The sequence below is a fragment of the Nonomuraea sp. NPDC049684 genome (assembly GCF_044465345.1).
Taxonomy (GTDB): domain Bacteria; phylum Actinomycetota; class Actinomycetes; order Streptosporangiales; family Streptosporangiaceae; genus Nonomuraea.
The window spans coordinates 237,239-255,711 of record NZ_JBITLO010000005.1 but is presented as its reverse complement, the minus strand read 5'-3'; the positions used below and the strand labels follow the sequence as shown (position 1 = coordinate 255,711).

Genomic DNA, 18,473 nt, shown 5'->3' with positions numbered 1-18,473 from the left:
TCCTGTGGCGTAAGGCTGAAGTGGACGGCACCCTTGACAGAGCCTCTCCGAGGTCGGGGCGAACATCTCGCAATCTTGTTCGGCGTCCCCTCCCACACTTCCCACCGGAAAACCGGGCCGCTGCTCGGCAGACCCGCCATTAGAGCTGCGGCAGATCCGCCAAGGCCCGTACGGCAAATCTGCCATCATCAGCTGTCGGTGCGGGAGTATTCTCCGCACCGTCGACACGGATGAACTCGCGCTCTTCTCGCGTCGCGCGGGGGCCATGGCGATGGCAGCCCTTACCGACACCCGTGTGGTGGTGATCAATGGCGCCCGGCAGGTCGGCAAGAGCACTCTGGCTCAGGCGATCGTGCGTCAGACGGCAGGAGCCGGCGAGATCTACCTGGATCAGGCAGCCGTACGCGCGGCGGCGCGACAGGACCCCGATGGGGTTGTGCATCATGACGGACTCCTCCTCATCGATGAGATCCAGCGCGTACCGGATCTCCTTCTCTCCATCAAGCGGGAAGTAGACGCCGATCCCCGGCCAGGGCGCTTCTTGCTGACGGGATCCGCCCGGCTTCTGGGCCTCCGGGACTTGCCGGACGCGCTTCCTGGCAGATCCGAGACAATCGAACTCTGGCCGCTCTCCCAGGGGGAGATCGAACGGAGCGACGACAGCTTCGTGGACGAGGCATTCCGGCAAGGTCCTGATCTCAAGGTCGCGGCTACCGGACTGCGTCGTCCCGACTACCTGCATCGCGCGCTACGCGGGGGCTATCCGGAGGCCGTCCACCGCCCGTCCCATCGCAGAAGAGCCCGTTTCTTCGAGTCCTACATCTCCGATCTGATCAACCGAGACGTCAAGCAGATGTCCGATATCGAGCGACCCGCCGATATGCGGCGTCTGCTCAACATCCTCGCTGGACGGATGGGCGGCTTGACTGTGATCGACAACATCAGCCGCGATCTCGGGCTGCCTCGAAACACCGTGAAGCGCTATATCGACCTGCTCGACCTGGTGTACGTCATCAGGCGGATTCCGGCCTGGTCATCCAACGTGACCACACGCGCGATCGCGACACCCAAACTGCTGCTGGTCGACTCTGGACTTGGCGCCCATCTGGCAGGCCTGACCCCGTCCCGCGTGTCCGACATAACGGCACCCGTGGGCCCGCTGATCGAGAACTTCGCCCTCGGCGAGCTGGCCCGCCAGCTCACGTGGTCCGAGGAGCCTGTACAGCTCTATCACTACCGAGATAGAGATGGGGTCGAAGTCGACGGCATACTCGAACGAGCCTCTGGCGAGATAATCGGCATAGAAGTCAAGGCGACCGAAACCGTACGTGCCGATGACTTCAGAGGCTTGCAGCATCTGGCCCGCAAACTGGGCGACCGGCTCATGGCCGGGTACGTCCTGTACGCGGGCCAGGAAACGCTCCCCTTCGGGAACCGCATGCGCGCTCTTCCACTATCCGCATTGTGGACCGCGTCTTCCACGTCCTGATGGACCGGGTTCATGTGTCCCCGAAGGCGGGCCGTCCTGGCGGCACGGCCCGCGTTCGGCAGGTCAGGCTTCGCCGGAGGTCAGACCGACGGGGCAGGCGACGCCCGTTCCACCGATGCCGCAGTACCCGTTGGGGACTTTGTACAGGTATTGCTGGTGATAGTCCTCGGCGTAGTAGAAGGGCTTGGCCTGGGCTATTTCGGTGGTTATGGTGCCGTAGCCGGCCTGGGCGAGGACCTGCTGGTAGGCGGCGCGGGACGTCTCCGCCGCCTTCTCCTGCTCCGGCGAGTGGTAGTAGATCGCCGACCGGTACTGCGTGCCTGTGTCGTTGCCCTGCCGCATGCCCTGGGTCGGGTCGTGGGCCTCCCAGAAGACCTTCAGGAGCTCCTCGTACGACACCTGCGCCGGGTCGAACACCACCCGGACGGCCTCGGTGTGCCCGGTGAGACCGCTGCACACCTCCTCGTACGTCGGGTTGGGCGTGTAGCCGCCCTGGTACCCGACGGCGGTCGTCACCACCCCTGGCGTCTGCCAGAACTTGCGCTCGGCCCCCCAGAAGCAGCCCAGCCCGAAGTCGGCCACCTCCAGGCCCGAGGGGTACGGCGGGGCGAGCGGGGCGTCGAGGACCGCGTGCCGCGCGGGCACGGGCATCGCCTCCGAGCGACCCGGCAGAGCGTCCTCGGGACGGACCATCGATGTCTTGTTGCCGCCGAACAGCCAGCCCATCGTGCCACCTCCATCAGGTGTCTCCACCCTACGCAACGTCGCGGGCGGCGGCGTGACGTGGGTGGCGGGATTGCGCCTACACAACGCCCGAACAGTTAAGGATGCCTAAACATTCCCGTATAGTGACACACATTTGTATTTAAGCTGGTAAGGCCCGAAAATGGGTTACATGCCTGACCTTCGGCGCGGTGTACTGTTCGGGATCGCCGCCTACACCATGTGGGGGCTGTTCCCCCTGTACTGGCCGCTGCTCAAACCGTCCGGAGCCGTGGAGATCCTGGCTCATCGGATGGTCTGGTCCCTGGTCGCCGTCGCCGTCGTGCTGGCCGTGCGCCGGCACTGGAGCTGGTTCAGGGAGCTGGCCCGGCAGCCGCGCAAGCTCATCCTGCTGACGATCGCCGCCTTCGTCATCACCGTCAACTGGGGCACCTACATCTACGCGGTCAACACCGGTCACGTGGTCGAGAGCGCCCTCGGGTACTTCATCAACCCGCTGGTCAGCGTGCTGTTCGGGGTGCTGGTGCTGCGGGAGCGGCTGCGTCCGCTGCAGTGGACGGCGGTCGGGTTCGCGGCGCTGGCGGTGGTCGTGCTGACCCTCGACTACGGCAGGCTCCCCTGGATCGCGCTCACGCTCGCCGTCAGCTTCGGCGTGTACGGGCTGGCCAAGAAGCAGGCGAACGTGGCCGCCACCGAGAGCCTGGCCGTCGAGACGCTGGTGCTGCTGCTGCCGGCGCTCGGATACCTGATCTATCTGGAGTTCGCGGGGCAGGCCACGTTCGGGCAGGAGGGCATCGGGCACGCGCTGCTGCTGGTGGGGGCCGGCATCATCACGGCCGTGCCGCTGATCTTCTTCGGCGCGGCGGCGATCCGGGTGCCGTTGAGCACCGTCGGGGTGCTGCAGTACATCGCGCCGATCCTGCAGTTCGTGGTGGGGGTGACGATCGCCGGCGAGGTCATGCCGCCCAGCCGGTGGATCGGGTTCTCGATCGTGTGGCTGGCCCTGGCCATCTTCACCTACGACAGCCTCCGGGCGGCACGGACGGCCGCCCGGGTCAGGCGGTCAGCCCGAACGCTCGACCACGTAGTCGCAGAGAGCTAGGAACGCCGCCCTGGCCGGGATGTCGGGCAGGGCGGACAGGTCGACGCGGGCCCGGTCGACCCACGCGGTCAGCTCGGCGCGGGCCCGCTCCATGGCCGGGTGGGCCCGCAGCAGGGTGAGCGCCTCCTCCACGTGCTCCTCCGGCACCGGGCCGGACAGCAGCTCGGTCAGCCGCGACTGCTCGCCGCTGGTGAGTGCGTAGAGGACCGGCAGGGTACGGACGCCCTCACGCAGGTCGGTGCCGGGCGTCTTGCCCGACTGGGCGCCCGAGGAGGCCACGTCGAGCAGGTCGTCGCCGAGCTGCCAGGCCACGCCGACGGCCTCGCAGGCGCGGCTCAGCCGCTCCTCGACGTCGGCGGGGGCGCCGGACAGCAGCGCGCCGAACCGGCCGGAAGCGGCGATGAGCGAGCCCGTCTTGTCGGCCAGGACGCTCAGGTAGTGGCCGACGGGGTCCTCGCCGTCGCGCGGGCCGATCGTCTCGCGGATCTGCCCCTGGACGAGGCGGGAGAACGTCTGGGCCTGGATGCGGATCAGCTCGGGGCCGAGGTCGGCCAGGAGGTCCGAGGCCTGGGCGAACAGGTAGTCGCCGGTGAGGATCGCCACGGTGTTGTCCCACCGGGCGTTGGCCGAGGGCGAACCTCGGCGCACCGGGGCCTCGTCCATGACGTCGTCGTGGTAGAGGGAGCCCAGGTGGGTCAGTTCGATGACCACCGCGCCGGGCACGACACCCGGCGCGGACGGGTCGCCGAACTGGGCCGCGAGCAGCACCATCAGGGTGCGGAACCGCTTGCCGCCCGCCTCGATGAGGTGCTTGGACGCCTCCGTGACGAAGGCGTCCTCGCTCTCCACCGACGAGCGCAGGAGCTTCTCGACCGCGGCCAATCCGGTGGCCACGTCCTGCGCCAACCGTTCGTCCTCAATGGGAAGGTCAACCACGGGCGGCGCAGACATACGAGATCCCCTTATCTAATGAACAGAGCCGAAGCGGCGTCGTTGGCGACACCGAGGAGGGTCTCCGGGTAGAGGCCCACTCCTACGGTAACCAGCAGGGAAACGGCGATGACGGCCACGGTCCCCATACTGGGCACCGCGATCGCCGGGCCGTCGGCCGCGGGCTCGCTGAAGAACATCAGCACGATCACCCGGACGTAGAAGAACGCGGCGATGGCCGAGGCCACCACGCCCACCACGACCAGGCCGGCCATCCAGCCGCCCATCGAGTCGCCGGGCTGCGTGCCGCTGTTCAGCGCGGCCGCGAACACGGCGTACTTGCCGAAGAAGCCGCTGGTCAGCGGGATTCCGGCGAAGGCGAGCAGGAAGAAGGCGAACACCCCGGCGAGCATCGGCGAACGCTTGCCGAGCCCGGCCCAGCGCGACAGGTGTCCCGCCTCGCCGCCCGGGTCGCGCACCAGCGTGACCACCGCGAACGCGCCGACCGTGGTGATGCCGTAGACCGCCAGGTAGAACAGGATCGACTTGAGCGACTGGGCGTTCTGCCCGGCCGAGCCGAACGTCGCCATCACGCCGACGAGCAGGAAGCCTGCGTGCGCGATGGAGGAGTAGGCCAGCATGCGCTTGATGTCGGTCTGCGTGATCGCCAGGATCGAGCCGACGATCATCGTCAGGGCCGCGACGGCCCAGATGACCGGCCGCCAGTTCCAGTCCAGGTTGCCCAGACCGACCCAGAACACCCGCAGCAGGGCGCCGACGGCAGCGACGAGCGTGCCGGAGGCCATGAGAGCGGTGATGGGGGTCGGGGCGCCCTGGTAGACGTCGGGCTTCCACGCCTGGAAGGGCGCGGCGCCGATCTTGAACAGCAGGCCGACGCCGAGCAGCGCGAGCCCGGCCATGAGCAGCGGGTCGAGCAGCGCGCCCTTGGCCAGGGCGGCGTTGATCCCGGGCAGCGAGACGGTGCCCGCGTAGCCGTAGATCATGGCGGTGCCGTACAGGAAGAACGCCGAGGAGAACGCGCCCAGCAGGAAGTACTTCATCGACGCCTCCTGCGACAGCAGGCGGCGCCGGCGGGCCAGGCCGCACAGCAGGTACAGCGGGAGCGACATGACCTCAAGGGCCACGAACATCGTCAGCAGGTCGTGCGAGGCCGGGAAGAGCAGCATGCCGCCGACCGCGAACAGCACCAGCGGGTAGACCTCGGTCTGCCCGGCGCCGTTGTCGGCCGCCTCGGCCTCCTCCTCGTCCGCGCTGCCCGGCACGGCCGCCGCCGAGGCCACGAAGTGGCCCTCGTCGTTGATCAGCAGCACCGACACGAACGACAGGACGATGATCACGCCCCAGATGAACAGCGCGGGACCGTCCACGGCGACCGCGCCCATGGCGGCGGCCTGGGTGGGCACGCCGCGCATGACCTGGAGGATGACCAGGGCGAACGCGCCGATCAGGCTGAGCAGCGTGAGCGGGACGTGGATGGACTTGCGCAGGTAGCGGGGCGCGAACGCCTCGACGAGCACGCCGATGCAGGCAGCGCCGAAGATGATCAGCAACGGCGCCAGCGTGCCGTACTCGATCGTCGGCGCTTGGATGACGTCGTTCACTGACCTGTCCCCTTCTCAGCGATGGTGGCAGTGGGTACGTGCACGTTGGTCAGCGTCTGCTGCACGGACGGGTTGATCACGTCGAGCAGCGGCTTGGGGAAGAAGCCGAACCCGATGATCAGCGCGACCAGCGGCGCCAGCACCCAGATCTCCCGGGCGTTGAGGTCCTTGAACGCCTTGACCGGCTCGGCGGTCGGGCCGTTCAGCGTCCGCTGGACCATCCACAGGATGTAGACGGCGGCCAGGATGACGGCCACCGCGGAGATGATCGCGGCCACCGTCAGCGCGCCGGAGCCGTGCGCCTCGCTGGAGTACGTGCCGATCATCACCATGAACTCGCTGACGAAGGACGACAGTCCGGGCAGCGAGAGACCGGCCAGACCGGCGACCAGGAAGAAGCCGGCGAGCACCGGGGCGACCTTCTGGACGCCTCCGTAGTCGGCGATGAACGGCGAGCCGCGCCGCGCGATGAGGAACCCGGCGGCGAGGAACAGCGCGCCCGTGGCGAAGCCGTGGTTGACCATGTAGAGGGCCGCGCCGGACTGGGCGACCGACGACATGGCGAAGACGCCGAGCACGATGAAGCCGAAGTGCGAGATCGACGTGTAGGCGATGAGCCGCTTCATGTCGGTCTGGCCGATGGCCACGATCGCGCCGTAGATGATGCTGATGACCGCCAGGACGACGATCGGCATCGTGAACGCCTTGGCCGCGTCGGGGAACAGCTCCAGGCAGAAGCGGAGCATGCCGAACGTGCCGACCTTGTCCAGCACGCCCACGAGCAGCACGGCGGCGCCGGCCGGGGCCTGGGCGGCCGCGTCGGGCAGCCAGGTGTGCACCGGCCAGAGCGGCGCCTTGATGGCGAAGGCGATGAAGAAGCCGCCGAACAGCCACTTCTGCGTCGTCGGGTCCTTGATGGCCCCGACGAGCGGCTCGAACATGAACGTGCCCTTGTTCGCCAGCACGTACAGGCCAATGACCGCGACCAGCATGAGCAGGCCGCCGAAGAGCGAGTACAGCAGGAACTTGACGGCCGCGTACGACCGCTGGGCGCCGCCGTACGACCCGATCATGAAGTACATCGGGATCAGCATGGCTTCGAAGAACACGTAGAAGAGGAAGACGTCGGTCGCCGCGAAGACGCCGATCATCATCGTCTCCAGCACGAGCAGCAGCGAGAAGTACGTCTTGACCGACCGCTTGGGCGTGATCAGCGTGCCGTCCGCGGTCCTGACGCCGTCGGCGTCGTGCCAGGAGGCCAGGACGACGATCGGCACCAGCACGACCGACAGGGCGATCAGCACCAGCGCGACGCCGTCGACGCCGACCCCGAACTTCACGCCGAAGCTCGGGATCCAGTCGTACTCCGCCTTGAACTGGAAGCGCTCGCCACCGGGCTTGAACCCGGCGGCCATGACGCCCGTCAGCACCATCGTCAGCAGCGAGACCGCCAGCGTGACCTGCTTGGCCAGCTTGTCGCCGCCCTTGGGAAGCAGGGCCACCACGATGGCGCCCACAACGGGCACCGCCATGAGTATCGGGAGCCAGGGTGACATCAGATGTTCCCAACGAGGAGCAGGGCGCCGGTCAGCAGGGCGGCACCGATCAGGATGGACAGCGCGTACGTTCGCGCGAAGCCCGTCTGGAGCCTGCGCAGGCGACCCGAGCTCCCGCCGATGCCTGCCGCCAGACCGTTGACCAGCCCGTCGACGCCGCGGTTGTCGAAGAACACCGCGATGCGGGTCAGCCACTGGCCGGGACGCATGAACAGGGACTCGTTGAGGGCGTCGCCGTACAGGTCACGGCGGGCGAACGTGGTGAGGAAGGAGCCGCGCGGCTGCACCGAGGGCACCTCTGCCCGGCCGTACCTCATCCAGGCGAAGACCACGCCGACGGCGACGAGCGCGAGGGTGGCCAGACCCGACGGGGCCGCGGGCTGGAACTCCGGCAGCACTTCCGGCCTGCCGACGGCGGGGGCCAGGAACAGCAGCAGGCGGTTGCTCAGCACCAGGTAGGCGCCCAGGCCGAGCGCGCCCAGCGACAGGATCATCAGCGGCACCGTCATGACGAGCGGCGACTCGTGCGGGTGGGCGTCGTCGGCCCAGCGCTTCTGGCCGAAGAAGGTCATGAAGACCATCCGCGACATGTAGAAGCCGGTGATGCCCGCGCCGAGCACGGCCAGCCAGCCCAGGATCGGCTGGTGGTGGACCGCGGTCTCGATGATGCCGTCCTTGGTGAAGTAGCCGGACAGCAGCGGGAACCCGATGATCGCCAGGTAGCCGATGAAGAACGTGACGAACGTGATCGGCATGAACTTGCGCAGGCCGCCGTACTTCCTCATGTTCACCTCGTCGTTCATGCCGTGCATGACCGATCCGGCGCCGAGGAACATGTCGGCCTTGAAGAAGCCGTGGGTGATCAGGTGGCCGATCGCGAAGGCGTAGCCCGCCGGGCCGAGGCCCGCGCCGAGCATCATGTAGCCGATCTGCGACATCGTCGAGCCGGCCAGGCCCTTCTTGATGTCGTCCTTCGCACAACCGATGATCGCACCGGCGAGCAGCGTGGCCGCGCCGACGATGGCGACGGCGAGCGCCGCGCCCGAGCCCTCGGGGAAGAAGAACGCGCCCGAGCGCACGACGAGGTAGACGCCGGCGGTGACCATGGTCGCCGCGTGGATCAGGGCCGACACGGGCGTCGGGCCCTCCATGGCGTCGAGGAGCCAGGACTGCAGCGGGAGCTGCGCCGACTTGCCGCACGCGCCGAGGAGCAGCAGCAGGCCGATGGCGAGCATGGTGCCGTCGGAGGCGGCGCCGGAGCCGATCTTCGCGCCGAGGTCCTTGAAGGCCAGGGTGCCGAACGACGTCCAGATGATGAACATGCCGACCAGCAGGCCGAAGTCACCGACGCGGTTGACGACGAACGCCTTCTTCGCCGCGACCGCCGCCGAGGGCTTGAACTGCCAGAACCCGATCAGCAGGTACGACGCGAGACCCACGCCCTCCCAGCCGATGAACAGGCCCACGTAGTTGTCGGCCAGCACCAGCAGGAGCATCGCGGCGACGAACAGGTTCAGGTACGCGAAGAACCTGCGCCGGTGCTCGTCGTGCGACATGTACCCGATGGAGTAGATGTGGATCAGCGATCCGACACCCGTGATGAGCAGCGCGAAGCTGATCGACAGCGGGTCGATGAGCAGACCCATGTCGACCATGCCGGGGATGAACTCGTACAGGTGCACCGCCCGGCGGCGCTCCTCCGCACCGAACCCGATCAGCTCGAAGAACGCGAGCACCGCCACCACGAACGAGGCCAGCGACATGACCACGCCCAGCAGATGGCCCCAGCGGTTGGTGAACTTGTTGAACACCAGCAGGATGAACGCCCCCACGAGCGGAAGAGCGATCATCAGCCAGGCGTTCCCGATCACACCGCCGACGTGAGGGGTGATCTGAGCGATTTCAGATTGCATCAGTCACCTCTTAGTACTTCAGCAGGTTGGCGTCGTCGACGGACGCGGACCTGCGGGTTCGGAAGATCGTCACGATGATGGCCAGGCCGACGACGACCTCGGCCGCGGCCACCACCATCACGAAGAACGCGATGATCTGGCCCTCCAGGTTGCCGTTCTGCCTGGCGAAGGTGACGAACGCGAGGTTGCAGGCGTTGAGCATGAGCTCGACGCACATGAACACCACGATCGCGTTGCGCCTGATCAGCACGCCGAGCGCGCCGATCGCGAACAGCACACCCGACAGGATCAGGTAGTGGGTCGTCACTTGGTCACCTCGTTGGTCGTCTCCTCGGCGTCATCCTCGGCCGTGTGCTTGATGGCCTCGGCGAGCTTCGGGTCCTCGGGGAGGTGGCCGTGCTCGACGTCGTAGCGGGCGATGTAGCGGTTGACCGACGACTCCGCGACCGAGCCGTCGGGCAGCAGCGCCGGCATGTCGATGGCGTTGTTCCTGGCGTAGGTGCCGGGGCCGGGCAGCGGCGAGGGACGCTCGCCGAGGAACCGGGCGCGCGAGAGGTCCTTCTGCGTGGCCTTCTCGGTGAACTTCTCCCGGTGCGCCAGGACCATCGCGCCCAGGGCGGCGGTGATCAGCAGGGCCGAGGTGACCTCGAACGCGAAGACGTACTTGGTGAACAGCAGCAGCGCGATCGAGCGGACGTAGCCGCCCTGCGCCGTGGCCTGCGCGAGGCCCGCCTCACCGGAGAAGATCGCGTTGCCCACCGCCAGGATGATCAGGACGGCGAAGCCGAGGGCCGCCAGGGCGCCCCAGAAGCGCTGACCCCTCAGCGTCTCCACGAAGGAGTCGGAGGAGTCCACGCCCACCAGCATGAGCACGAACAGGAACAGCATCATGATGGCGCCGGTGTAGACGATGATCTGCACCGCGGCGAGGAAGGGCGCGTCCTGGACGGCGTAGAGCACCGCGAGGCAGAGCATCACGGTGCCGAGCATCAGCGCCGAGTAGACGGCCTTCCTGTTGAAGACCATGCCGAGCGCCGCGCCGACCGATACGACGGCGAGAACCCAGAATGTGATGGTCTCACCCATTGGTTCGTCCCAGCCGGTAGTAGTCCTCTTCGGTCTCGCCGAGCCGCATCGGGTGGGGCGGCTGCTCCATGCCCGGCGTCAGGTCCGCGAGGAGCATCTCCTTGGTGTAGATGAGGCTCTCGCGGCTGCTGTCGGCGAGCTCGTACTCGTTGGTCATGGTGAGCGCGCGGGTCGGGCAGGCCTCGATGCACAGGCCGCACAGGATGCACCGCAGATAGTTGATCTGGTAGGTGCGCCCGTAACGCTCACCCGGCGAGAAGCGCTCCTCGTCGGTGTTGTCCGCGCCCTCGACGTAGATCGCGTCCGCCGGACACGCCCACGCGCACAGCTCGCACCCGACGCACTTCTCCAGCCCGTCCGGCCAGCGGTTGAGCTGGTGACGACCGTGGAAGCGAGGAGCCGTCGGCTTCTTGACCTCCGGGTAGTTGGTCGTGACGGGCTTCTTGAACATCGTGTGGAAGGTGACCCCGAAGCCCTTGACGGGGTTCAGCCAATCAGTTAGTCCCACTGGGAATCTCCTTGTGCTGCACCCCGTGGTAGTGCGGCAGATCGAGCGGCGGCACAGGGAAGCCGCCGGCCGTCGGCTCGTCGGACAGTTGCTCGAACTCGGCCTCCACCTCGGCCTTGCGCGCCTCCTTGCGCCGCTGGTTGACGGTGTCGAACCGCATCCAGATGGCCAGCGCGCCGACCACGATGACCGCGCCGATCACGATGCCGACCGTCTTGTTGCCCTCGTTGACGACCACGTTGCGAGCCGCGGCGACGAGCAGGATCCAGGCCAGGTTCACCGGGATCAGCACCTTCCAGCCCAGGGACATGAGCTGGTCGTAGCGCACGCGCGGCAGCGAGGCACGCACCCACACGATGAAGCTGAAGGTCAGCACGAACTTGATGAAGAACCACAGCACCGGCCACCAGCCCGTGTTGGCGCCGTCCCACATGGAGATCGGCCACGGTGCCCGCCAGCCGCCCAGGAACAGGGTGACCGCGATGCCCGAGGCGGTGAAGGTGTGCAGGTACTCGCCCATCATGATGAGGGCGAACTTCAGGGACGAGGAGTACTCGGTCTGGAAGCCGCCGACCAGCTCGCCCTCGCCCTCGGGCAGGTCGAACGGGATTCGGGCGGCCTCGCCGAACATGCAGATCACGTAGATCACGAACGACGGGATCAGCAGGAAGACGAACCAGCCCTGCTCGCCCTGCGCCTTGACGATCTCGGAGGTGGACAGCGTCCCGGCGAACAGGAAGATCGCCACGAACGACAGACCCATCGCGATCTCGTACGAGACCACCTGCGCCGCCGACCGCAGACCGCCCAGCAGCGCGTACGGCGAGCGCGACGACCAGCCGGCCAGCACCACGCCGTAGACCGAGATGGCGCCCATGGCCAGCATGAACAGCACCGCCACCGGCAGGTCGACGAGCTGCAGCGGCGTCTGGACGCCGAACAGGTTGACCATCGGCGCGAACGGCACGATCGAGAAGGCCAGGAACGCCGGCACGACCATGATCACGGGGGCCAGCAGGTAGAGCACCTTGTCCACGGTCCGCGGGAAGATGTCCTCCTTCAGACCCATCTTGATGCCGTCGGCCACCGACTGGAGCAGACCGAACTTGCCGGCCCGGTTGGGGCCGTAGCGGTGCTGCATCCGCGAGATCAGCTTGCGCTCGTACCAGACGCCGAACAGGATGCCCAGCATCAGGAAGGCGAACAGCATCACGGCCTTGATGATGGTGATCCACAGCGGGTCCTTGCCGAAGTCGGCAAGGGTGGGATCGGCCGCGAGAACGTGGGTCATGATGCGCTCCCGATGGTGACGATGTCGCCGGCCAGCGCGCGCAGGTCGCGCGTGACCGAGCAGCCGCCGGAGTTCGCCGGCACCCAGACCACCCGGTCGGGCAGGTCGGCGACGCGGACCGGCAGCGTGACCGCGTTGGGGCCGGGGCCGCCGACGACGAGCTTGTCGCCGTCGATGACGCCGATCTCGGCCGCCGTGGCCGCCGACACCAGCGCCTCGGTGGCGCGGGCGGTGCCGGCCAGGTACGGCTCGCCGTCCTGGAGCCTGCCCTCGTCGAGCAGCAGGTGCCAGGTCGCCAGCAGCGCCTGGCCGGCCGCCGGGGCGGCCTGGGCGCGGGTGGCGGTGCTCGGCGCGGCGACGCGGGCCCCGCGCCAGGCGCCGAGGCTGGCCAGCTCGCGCCGGACGGCCTTGGCGTCCGGCAGGCCGAGGTGCACGTCCATGCGGTCGGCGAGGTTGCCGATGACGGCCAGGTCGCTCTGGATGCCGGGCACGCGCAGCGGCGCATCGAACGAGCGGCCCCTGCCCTCCCAGTTGACGAACGTGCCGCCCTTCTCCTGCACCGCCGCGACCGGCAGCACCACGTCGGCGCGGTCGGTGACGGCGCTGGCGCGGATCTCCAGGCTGACGATGAACGGCGTGTTCTCCAGCGCCTCCAGCGCGGCGACCGGGTCGGCCAGGTCGTGCGGGTCGACGCCGGCCACGACCAGCGCGTCGATCTCACCGGCGCGGGCCGCGGCGATGATGCCGTCGGTGTCGCGGCCGGGCACGGCGGGCAGCGAGCCCACGTTCCAGACCCTGGCGACCTCGGTCCTGGCGGCCTCGTCGTCCACGGGACGGCCGATCGGCAGCAGGTTGGGCAGCGCGCCGGCTTCGAGCGCGCCGCGCTCACCGGCCCTGCGCGGCACCCAGGCCAGCCGGACGCCGGAGCCGGCGCCGAGGCGGACGAGCGCCGACAGCGCGCCCGGCACGGTCGCCAGCCGCTCGCCGGCCAGCACGATCGTGCCCTCGGCCAGCGTGCCGACCAGGTCGCCGATCGCGTCGGCCTCGGCGCCCGGGGCGGTGGCGATGAGCGTGCCGCCCATCTTGGCCAGCCCGGCGGAGGCGAACGGCGCGATCGCGGTGACCTTCAGGCCCTTCTTCTGCCACGCCTTGCGCAGGCGCAGGAAGACGATCGGCGACTCCTCCTCGGGCTCGAACCCGACGAGCAGCACGGCCGGAGCCTTCTCAAGGTCGGTGTAGCTGATCTCGATGCCCTTGCCGGCTACCGCGTGCGCCAGGAACTGCGCCTCCTCGGCGGAGTGCGGACGGGCGCGGAAGTCGATGTCGTTGCTGCCGAGCGCGACCCGGGCGAACTTGCTGTAGGCGTAGGCGTCCTCGACCGTGACCCGGCCGCCGACCAGCACGCCGGCCCTGCCGCGGGCGGCGGCCAGCCCCTCGGCGGCGACCGCCAGCGCCTCCGGCCACGAGGCGGGCACGAGCACGCCTTCCTCGTTGCGCACCAGAGGCGTCTTGAGCCGGTCGGGCTGAGTGGCGTAGGAGAAGGCCCAGCGGCCCTTGTCGCAGTTCCACTCCTCGTTCACCTGCGGGTCGTTGCCCGCCAGGCGGCGGGTGACCCGGCCGCGCCGGTGGTCGGTGCGCAGGGAGCAGCCCGACGCGCAGTGCTCGCACGCGCTCGGCGTGGAGACCAGGTCGAACGGCCGCGCCCGGAACCGGTAGGCCGCGCCGGTGAGCGCGCCGACCGGGCAGATCTGCACCGTGTTGCCGGAGAAGTAGGAGTTGAACGGCTTGCCGTCGGCGACCCGGACCTGCTCCTTGGCGCCGCGCTCGAAGAACTCGATGAGCGGGTCGCCGGCGATCTGGTCGGAGAAGCGGATGCAGCGGGCGCACTGGACGCAGCGCTCACGGTCGAGCAGCACCTGCGTGGACAGCGGCAGCGGCTTGGGGAACGTGCGCTTCTGCTCCTGGAACCGCGACTCGCCCTGGCCGTTCGACATGGCCTGGTTCTGCAGGGGGCACTCGCCGCCCTTGTCGCAGACCGGGCAGTCGAGCGGGTGGTTCATCAGCAGCAGCTCCATGGCCCCGCGCTGCGCCTTCTCGGCGACCGGCGAGGTGAGCTGGGTCTGCACGACCATGCCCTCGGCGACCTCGATCGCGCAGGACGGCTGCGGCTTGGGGAAGCCGCGGCCGTTGCCCGCGTCGGGGATGTCGACGAGGCACTGGCGGCAGTTGGCCGCCGGGTCGAGCAGCGGGTGGTCGCAGAACCGGGGGATCTGGATGCCCAGCAGCTCGGCGGCCCTGATGATCAGGGTGCCCTTGGGGACACTGACCTGGAACCCGTCGATGGTGAGGGTCACCAGGGTGGTTTCTGTTTCTACGACGGTCACTGCTCACCCCAGAGAGTGGACTTCTTCGGGTCGAACGGGCAGCCGCCGATCTCGAAGTGCTTGAGGTACTCCTCGCGGAAGTACTTCACCGAGGAGTGGATCGGGCTGGTCGCGCCGTCGCCGAGGGCGCAGAACGAGCGGCCGAGGATGTTGTCCGCGATGTCGGTGATCGTGGACAGGTCCTCCTCGGTGCCCTGGCCCTTCTCCAGGCGCTTGAGCACCTGCTTGAGCCAGTACGTGCCCTCGCGGCACGGCGTGCACTTGCCGCAGGACTCGTGGGCGTAAAACTCGGTCCAGCGCAGCACCGTGCGGACCACGCAGGTGGTCTCGTCGAAGATCTGCAGCGCGCGGGTGCCGAGCATCGAGCCCTTGGCGCCGACGGCCTCGAAGTCGAGCGGCACGTCGAGGTGCTCGTCGGTGAAGATCGGCGTGGACGAGCCGCCCGGGGTCCAGAACTTGATCTGGTGCCCCTCGCGGATGCCGCCGGCCATGTCGAGCAGCTCGCGCAGCGTGATGCCGAGCGGGGCCTCGTACTGGCCGGGCCTGGTGACGTGGCCGCTGAGGGAGAAGATGCCGAAGCCCTTGGACTTCTCGGTGCCCATCGAGGCGAACCAGTCGGCGCCGTTGCTGATGATCGAGGGAACACTGGCGATCGACTCGACGTTGTTCACGACAGTCGGCGAGGCGTACAGGCCCGCCACGGCCGGGAACGGGGGCTTGAGTCGCGGTTGACCTCTGAAGCCCTCCAGCGAGTCGAGCAGCGCCGTCTCCTCGCCGCAGATGTACGCGCCGGCGCCGCTGTGCACGACGAGCTCCAGGTTGTACCCGGAGCCGAAGATGTCCTCGCCCAGGAAGCCCTTCTCGTACGCCTCGCGCACGGCCGCGTGCAGCCGGCGGATGACGTGCAGCACCTCGCCGCGCACGTAGATGAAGGCGTAGTTGGCCCTGATCGCGAACGCGGTGATGATGACGCCCTCGACCAGCGAGTGCGGGTTGGCCATCATCAGCGGGATGTCCTTGCAGGTGCCCGGCTCCGACTCGTCGGCGTTGACGACGAGGTAGTGGGGCTTGCCGTCGCCCTGCGGGATGAATCCCCACTTCATGCCGGTGGGGAAGCCAGCGCCGCCGCGGCCGCGCAGGCCGGAGTCCTTGACCGCCTGGATGACGGCGTCGGGGTCCATGCCCAGCGCCTTCTTGGCCGCCTTGTAGTCACCGCCGTAGCCGTCGAGGGTGAAGGAGTCGGCCTGGTCCCAGTTGGCGGTCAGGACCGGGGTCAGTGTGGTGCTCATGCCTCGGGGGCCTTCCATCCGTTGGCCTTGGCCACCTTCAGGCCCTCCAGCGAGGGGCCGGCGGCCGACGGGCCGTCGCCCGCCTGGTCGTCGGGCAGGCCCGCGAGCACGCGCGAGGCCTCCTTGAAGGTGCAGAGCTTCTTCGGTCCGCGGGTCGGCCGCACGTCCTTGCCGTCACGCAGGTCGTCGACGAGCTGCTTGGCCGAGGCGGGGGTCTGGTTGTCGAAGAACTCCCAGTTGACCATCATGACCGGGGCGAAGTCGCAGGCCGCGTTGCACTCCAGGCGCTCCAGCGAGATCTTGCCGTCGCCGGTGGTCTCCTCGTGGCCGACGCCGACGTGCTCGGACAGCTCGTCCCAGATCTGGTCGCCGCCCATGACGGCGCACAGCGCGTTGATGCAGACGCCGACGTGGTAGTCGCCGGCCGGCTTGCGCTTGTACATCGTGTAGAAGGTGGCCACGCCGGTGACCTCGGCCTTGCTCAGGCCCAGCATCTCGGCGCAGAACTCCTTGCCGTCGTCGGAGACGTAGCCGTCGGCCGACTGCACGAGGTGGAGCAGCGGCAGCAGGGCGGACCGCGTCTTGGGGTAGCGGCCGATGATCTCCTTGGCGTCCTGTTCGAGACGCTCGCGGACTTCCGGTGAATAAGTCACCGGTCCACACCTCCCATGACGGGGTCGATAGAAGCCACCGCGGCGATCACGTCGGCGACCTGGCCGCCCTCCGCCATGGCGGGGAAGCCCTGCAGGTTGCAGAAGGAAGGCTCGCGGAAGTGCACGCGGTACGGGCGGGTGCCGCCGTCGCTGACGACGTGCGCCCCGAGCTCGCCCTTGGGCGACTCGATGCTCGCGTACGCCTGGCCGGCCGGGACCCGGAAGCCCTCGGTCACCAGCTTGAAGTGGTGGATCAGGGCCTCCATCGAGCTGCCCATGATGTGCGCGATGTGGTCGGGCGAGTTGCCGAAGCCGTCGGGGCCGAGCGCGAGCTGCGCGGGCCAGCCGATCTTCTTGTCCTCGATCATGACCGGGTCGCCCTTGAGCGGGCCGGCGATGCGGTCGAGAGCCTGCTCGATGATCTTGAGCGACTCCTCCATCTCCCGCATGCGCACGAGGTAGCGCGAGTAGACGTCGCAGCCGCGCTCGGTGGCGACCTCGAACTCGTACGTCTCGTAGCCGGAGTAGGGCTGCGACTTGCGCAGGTCCCAGGGCAGCCCGGCGGCGCGCAGGATCGGGCCGGTGATGCCGAGCGCCATGCAGCCGGTCAGGTCGAGGTAGCCCACGTCCCTGGTGCGGCGCACGTAGACGGGGTTCTCGTCGAGGAGCTTGCGGATGTCCTTGATCCGCTTGGGCATCTCCTTGAGGAACTCGCCCACCTTGTCGACCGCGCCCGCGGGCAGGTCGACGCTGACGCCGCCCGGCCTGACGTAGGCGTGGTTCATGCGCAGACCCGTGATGTACTCGAACAGGTCCATGATCATTTCACGGTCGCGGTAGCCGAACAGGAACGGCGTGGTCGCGCCCAGCTCCATGCCGAACGTGCCCATCGCGACCAGGTGCGAGGCGATGCGGTTGAGCTCCATCATCATCACGCGGATGGCCTGCGCCCGCTCGGGCACGCGGTCGGTGATGCCGAGCAGCTTCTCCACGCCCAGGCAGTACGCGGTCTCGTTGAAGATCGGCGAGAGGTAGTCCATGCGGGTCACGAACGTGGTCCCCTGGGTCCACGTCCGGTACTCCATGTTCTTCTCGATGCCGGTGTGCAGGTAGCCGATGACGCTGCGCGCCTCGGTGACCGTCTCACCGTCGAGCGTCAGGACCAGGCGGAGCACGCCGTGCGTGGACGGGTGCTGCGGGCCCATGTTGACGACCAGGCGCTCTTCCTCGGTGTCGCGCGCGCCGCCGACGACCTCGTCCCAGTCTCCGCCGGTGACCGAGTAGACCTTGCCCTCTGTCGCCTCGTCATAAGCGGTGCTCATGAGTAAGACCTCCTCTGGTCCGGCGAGGGGATGGTGGCGCCCCGGTACTCGACCGGGATGCCGCCGAGCGGGTAGTCCTTGCGCTGCGGGTGACCGTCCCAGTCATCCGGCATCATGATCCGGGTGAGTGACGGATGGCCGTCGAAGACGATTCCGAAGAAGTCGTACGTCTCCCGCTCATGCCAGTCATGACCAGGGTAAACGCCCACGGTCGATGGAATGTGCGGGTCGGCGTCCGGTGCGCTGACCTCCAGGCGCACGCGCCTGTTGTGGGTGATCGAGCACAGGTGGTAGACGGCGTGCAGCTCCTCGCCCTTCAGGTGCGGGTAGTGCACCCCGGAGACGCCGAGCGACAGCTCGAAACGCAGGGCCGGGTCGTCGCGCAGCTTCTGGCAGACCTCCACCAGGCGCTCGCGGCGGACGTGCAGGGTCAGCTCGCCGCGGTCGACCACGACGCGCTCGATGGCGTCGTCGAGGGCGAGGGCGTCGACCAGCTCGTCGAAGTAGCCGCCGTACGGGCGGGGGGTCGAGAGCTGCGGCGCCCGGCGCACGACGAGACCGCCGTAGCCGGAGGTGTCGCCGGAGTCGTGCGCGCCGAACATGCC

The 18,473-nt window shown here is 68.5% G+C and carries 15 protein-coding genes and 1 pseudogene; 2 read left to right on the top strand and 14 right to left on the bottom strand.

Going from position 1 to position 18,473, the window contains the following annotated elements:
* Positions 1-265: 265 nt before the first annotated feature.
* Positions 266-1,303 (top strand): annotated as a pseudogene (locus ACIBST_RS18325) (ATP-binding protein); the annotation flags it as partial.
* A gap of 249 nt (positions 1,304-1,552) precedes the next feature.
* On the opposite strand, the gene msrA reads toward ACIBST_RS18325, so the two are convergent.
* Complete coding sequence (msrA, locus tag ACIBST_RS18320) at positions 1,553-2,215, bottom strand: peptide-methionine (S)-S-oxide reductase MsrA (protein ID WP_397172924.1); 663 nt, start codon at positions 2,213-2,215, stop codon at positions 1,553-1,555.
* 169 nt (positions 2,216-2,384) lie between these two features.
* Between msrA and rarD the strand changes: the two genes are divergently transcribed.
* A complete protein-coding gene (gene rarD, locus ACIBST_RS18315; RefSeq protein ID WP_397172922.1) occupies positions 2,385-3,314 on the top strand; it encodes an EamA family transporter RarD in 930 nt (309 codons plus the stop codon).
* On the opposite strand, the gene ACIBST_RS18310 is transcribed toward rarD, so the two are convergent.
* From ACIBST_RS18310 to ACIBST_RS18250, 13 genes are read right to left on the bottom strand one after another with little or no spacing between them, the layout of a single operon-like run.
* Positions 3,276-4,265: a polyprenyl synthetase family protein gene (locus tag ACIBST_RS18310; protein WP_397172920.1), complete on the bottom strand. Its 990-nt coding sequence runs from the start codon at positions 4,263-4,265 to the stop codon at positions 3,276-3,278. The genes rarD and ACIBST_RS18310 overlap by 39 nt on opposite strands.
* An 11-nt stretch (positions 4,266-4,276) precedes the next feature.
* Positions 4,277-5,866, bottom strand: coding sequence for an NADH-quinone oxidoreductase subunit NuoN (nuoN, locus tag ACIBST_RS18305; RefSeq protein WP_397172918.1), 1,590 nt, complete (start codon positions 5,864-5,866; stop codon positions 4,277-4,279).
* Positions 5,863-7,422, bottom strand: a complete 1,560-nt coding sequence (locus ACIBST_RS18300) for an NADH-quinone oxidoreductase subunit M (protein WP_352322502.1) — start codon at positions 7,420-7,422, stop codon at positions 5,863-5,865. The genes nuoN and ACIBST_RS18300 overlap by 4 nt, the downstream gene beginning before the upstream one ends.
* The gene (gene nuoL, locus ACIBST_RS18295) at positions 7,422-9,335 is read right to left on the bottom strand and encodes an NADH-quinone oxidoreductase subunit L (protein WP_397172916.1); all 1,914 of its coding nucleotides are present in this window, start codon (positions 9,333-9,335) and stop codon (positions 7,422-7,424) included. Before nuoL ends, ACIBST_RS18300 begins: the two co-directional genes overlap by 1 nt.
* Before the next feature lie 10 nt (positions 9,336-9,345).
* Complete coding sequence (nuoK, locus tag ACIBST_RS18290; RefSeq protein WP_352322504.1) at positions 9,346-9,642, bottom strand: NADH-quinone oxidoreductase subunit NuoK; 297 nt, start codon at positions 9,640-9,642, stop codon at positions 9,346-9,348.
* Positions 9,639-10,421: an NADH-quinone oxidoreductase subunit J gene (locus tag ACIBST_RS18285; protein WP_352357243.1), complete on the bottom strand. Its 783-nt coding sequence runs from the start codon at positions 10,419-10,421 to the stop codon at positions 9,639-9,641. The genes nuoK and ACIBST_RS18285 overlap by 4 nt, the downstream gene beginning before the upstream one ends.
* Positions 10,414-10,929 (bottom strand): NADH-quinone oxidoreductase subunit NuoI, encoded by a 516-nt coding sequence (gene nuoI, locus ACIBST_RS18280; protein WP_352357245.1) that lies wholly within the window; start codon positions 10,927-10,929, stop codon positions 10,414-10,416. The genes ACIBST_RS18285 and nuoI overlap by 8 nt, the downstream gene beginning before the upstream one ends.
* Positions 10,916-12,220 (bottom strand): NADH-quinone oxidoreductase subunit NuoH, encoded by a 1,305-nt coding sequence (gene nuoH / locus ACIBST_RS18275; RefSeq protein ID WP_397172914.1) that lies wholly within the window; start codon positions 12,218-12,220, stop codon positions 10,916-10,918. Before nuoH ends, nuoI begins: the two co-directional genes overlap by 14 nt.
* Positions 12,217-14,604: an NADH-quinone oxidoreductase subunit G gene (locus ACIBST_RS18270; RefSeq protein ID WP_397172912.1), complete on the bottom strand. Its 2,388-nt coding sequence runs from the start codon at positions 14,602-14,604 to the stop codon at positions 12,217-12,219. Before ACIBST_RS18270 ends, nuoH begins: the two co-directional genes overlap by 4 nt.
* Positions 14,601-15,893 carry an NADH-quinone oxidoreductase subunit NuoF gene (nuoF, locus tag ACIBST_RS18265; RefSeq protein ID WP_352322509.1) on the bottom strand — a complete coding sequence of 431 codons (1,293 nt, stop codon included), beginning with the start codon at positions 15,891-15,893 and terminating at the stop codon, positions 14,601-14,603. The genes ACIBST_RS18270 and nuoF overlap by 4 nt, the downstream gene beginning before the upstream one ends.
* Positions 15,890-16,546 carry an NADH-quinone oxidoreductase subunit NuoE gene (gene nuoE / locus ACIBST_RS18260; RefSeq protein ID WP_357692398.1) on the bottom strand — a complete coding sequence of 219 codons (657 nt, stop codon included), beginning with the start codon at positions 16,544-16,546 and terminating at the stop codon, positions 15,890-15,892. The genes nuoF and nuoE overlap by 4 nt, the downstream gene beginning before the upstream one ends.
* Positions 16,543-17,868, bottom strand: coding sequence for an NADH-quinone oxidoreductase subunit D (locus tag ACIBST_RS18255; RefSeq protein WP_397172909.1), 1,326 nt, complete (start codon positions 17,866-17,868; stop codon positions 16,543-16,545). Before ACIBST_RS18255 ends, nuoE begins: the two co-directional genes overlap by 4 nt.
* On the bottom strand, positions 17,865-18,470 hold the full coding sequence (locus ACIBST_RS18250; protein ID WP_397173529.1) for an NADH-quinone oxidoreductase subunit C: 606 nt from the start codon (positions 18,468-18,470) through the stop codon (positions 17,865-17,867). Before ACIBST_RS18250 ends, ACIBST_RS18255 begins: the two co-directional genes overlap by 4 nt.
* Positions 18,471-18,473 lie beyond the last annotated feature (3 nt).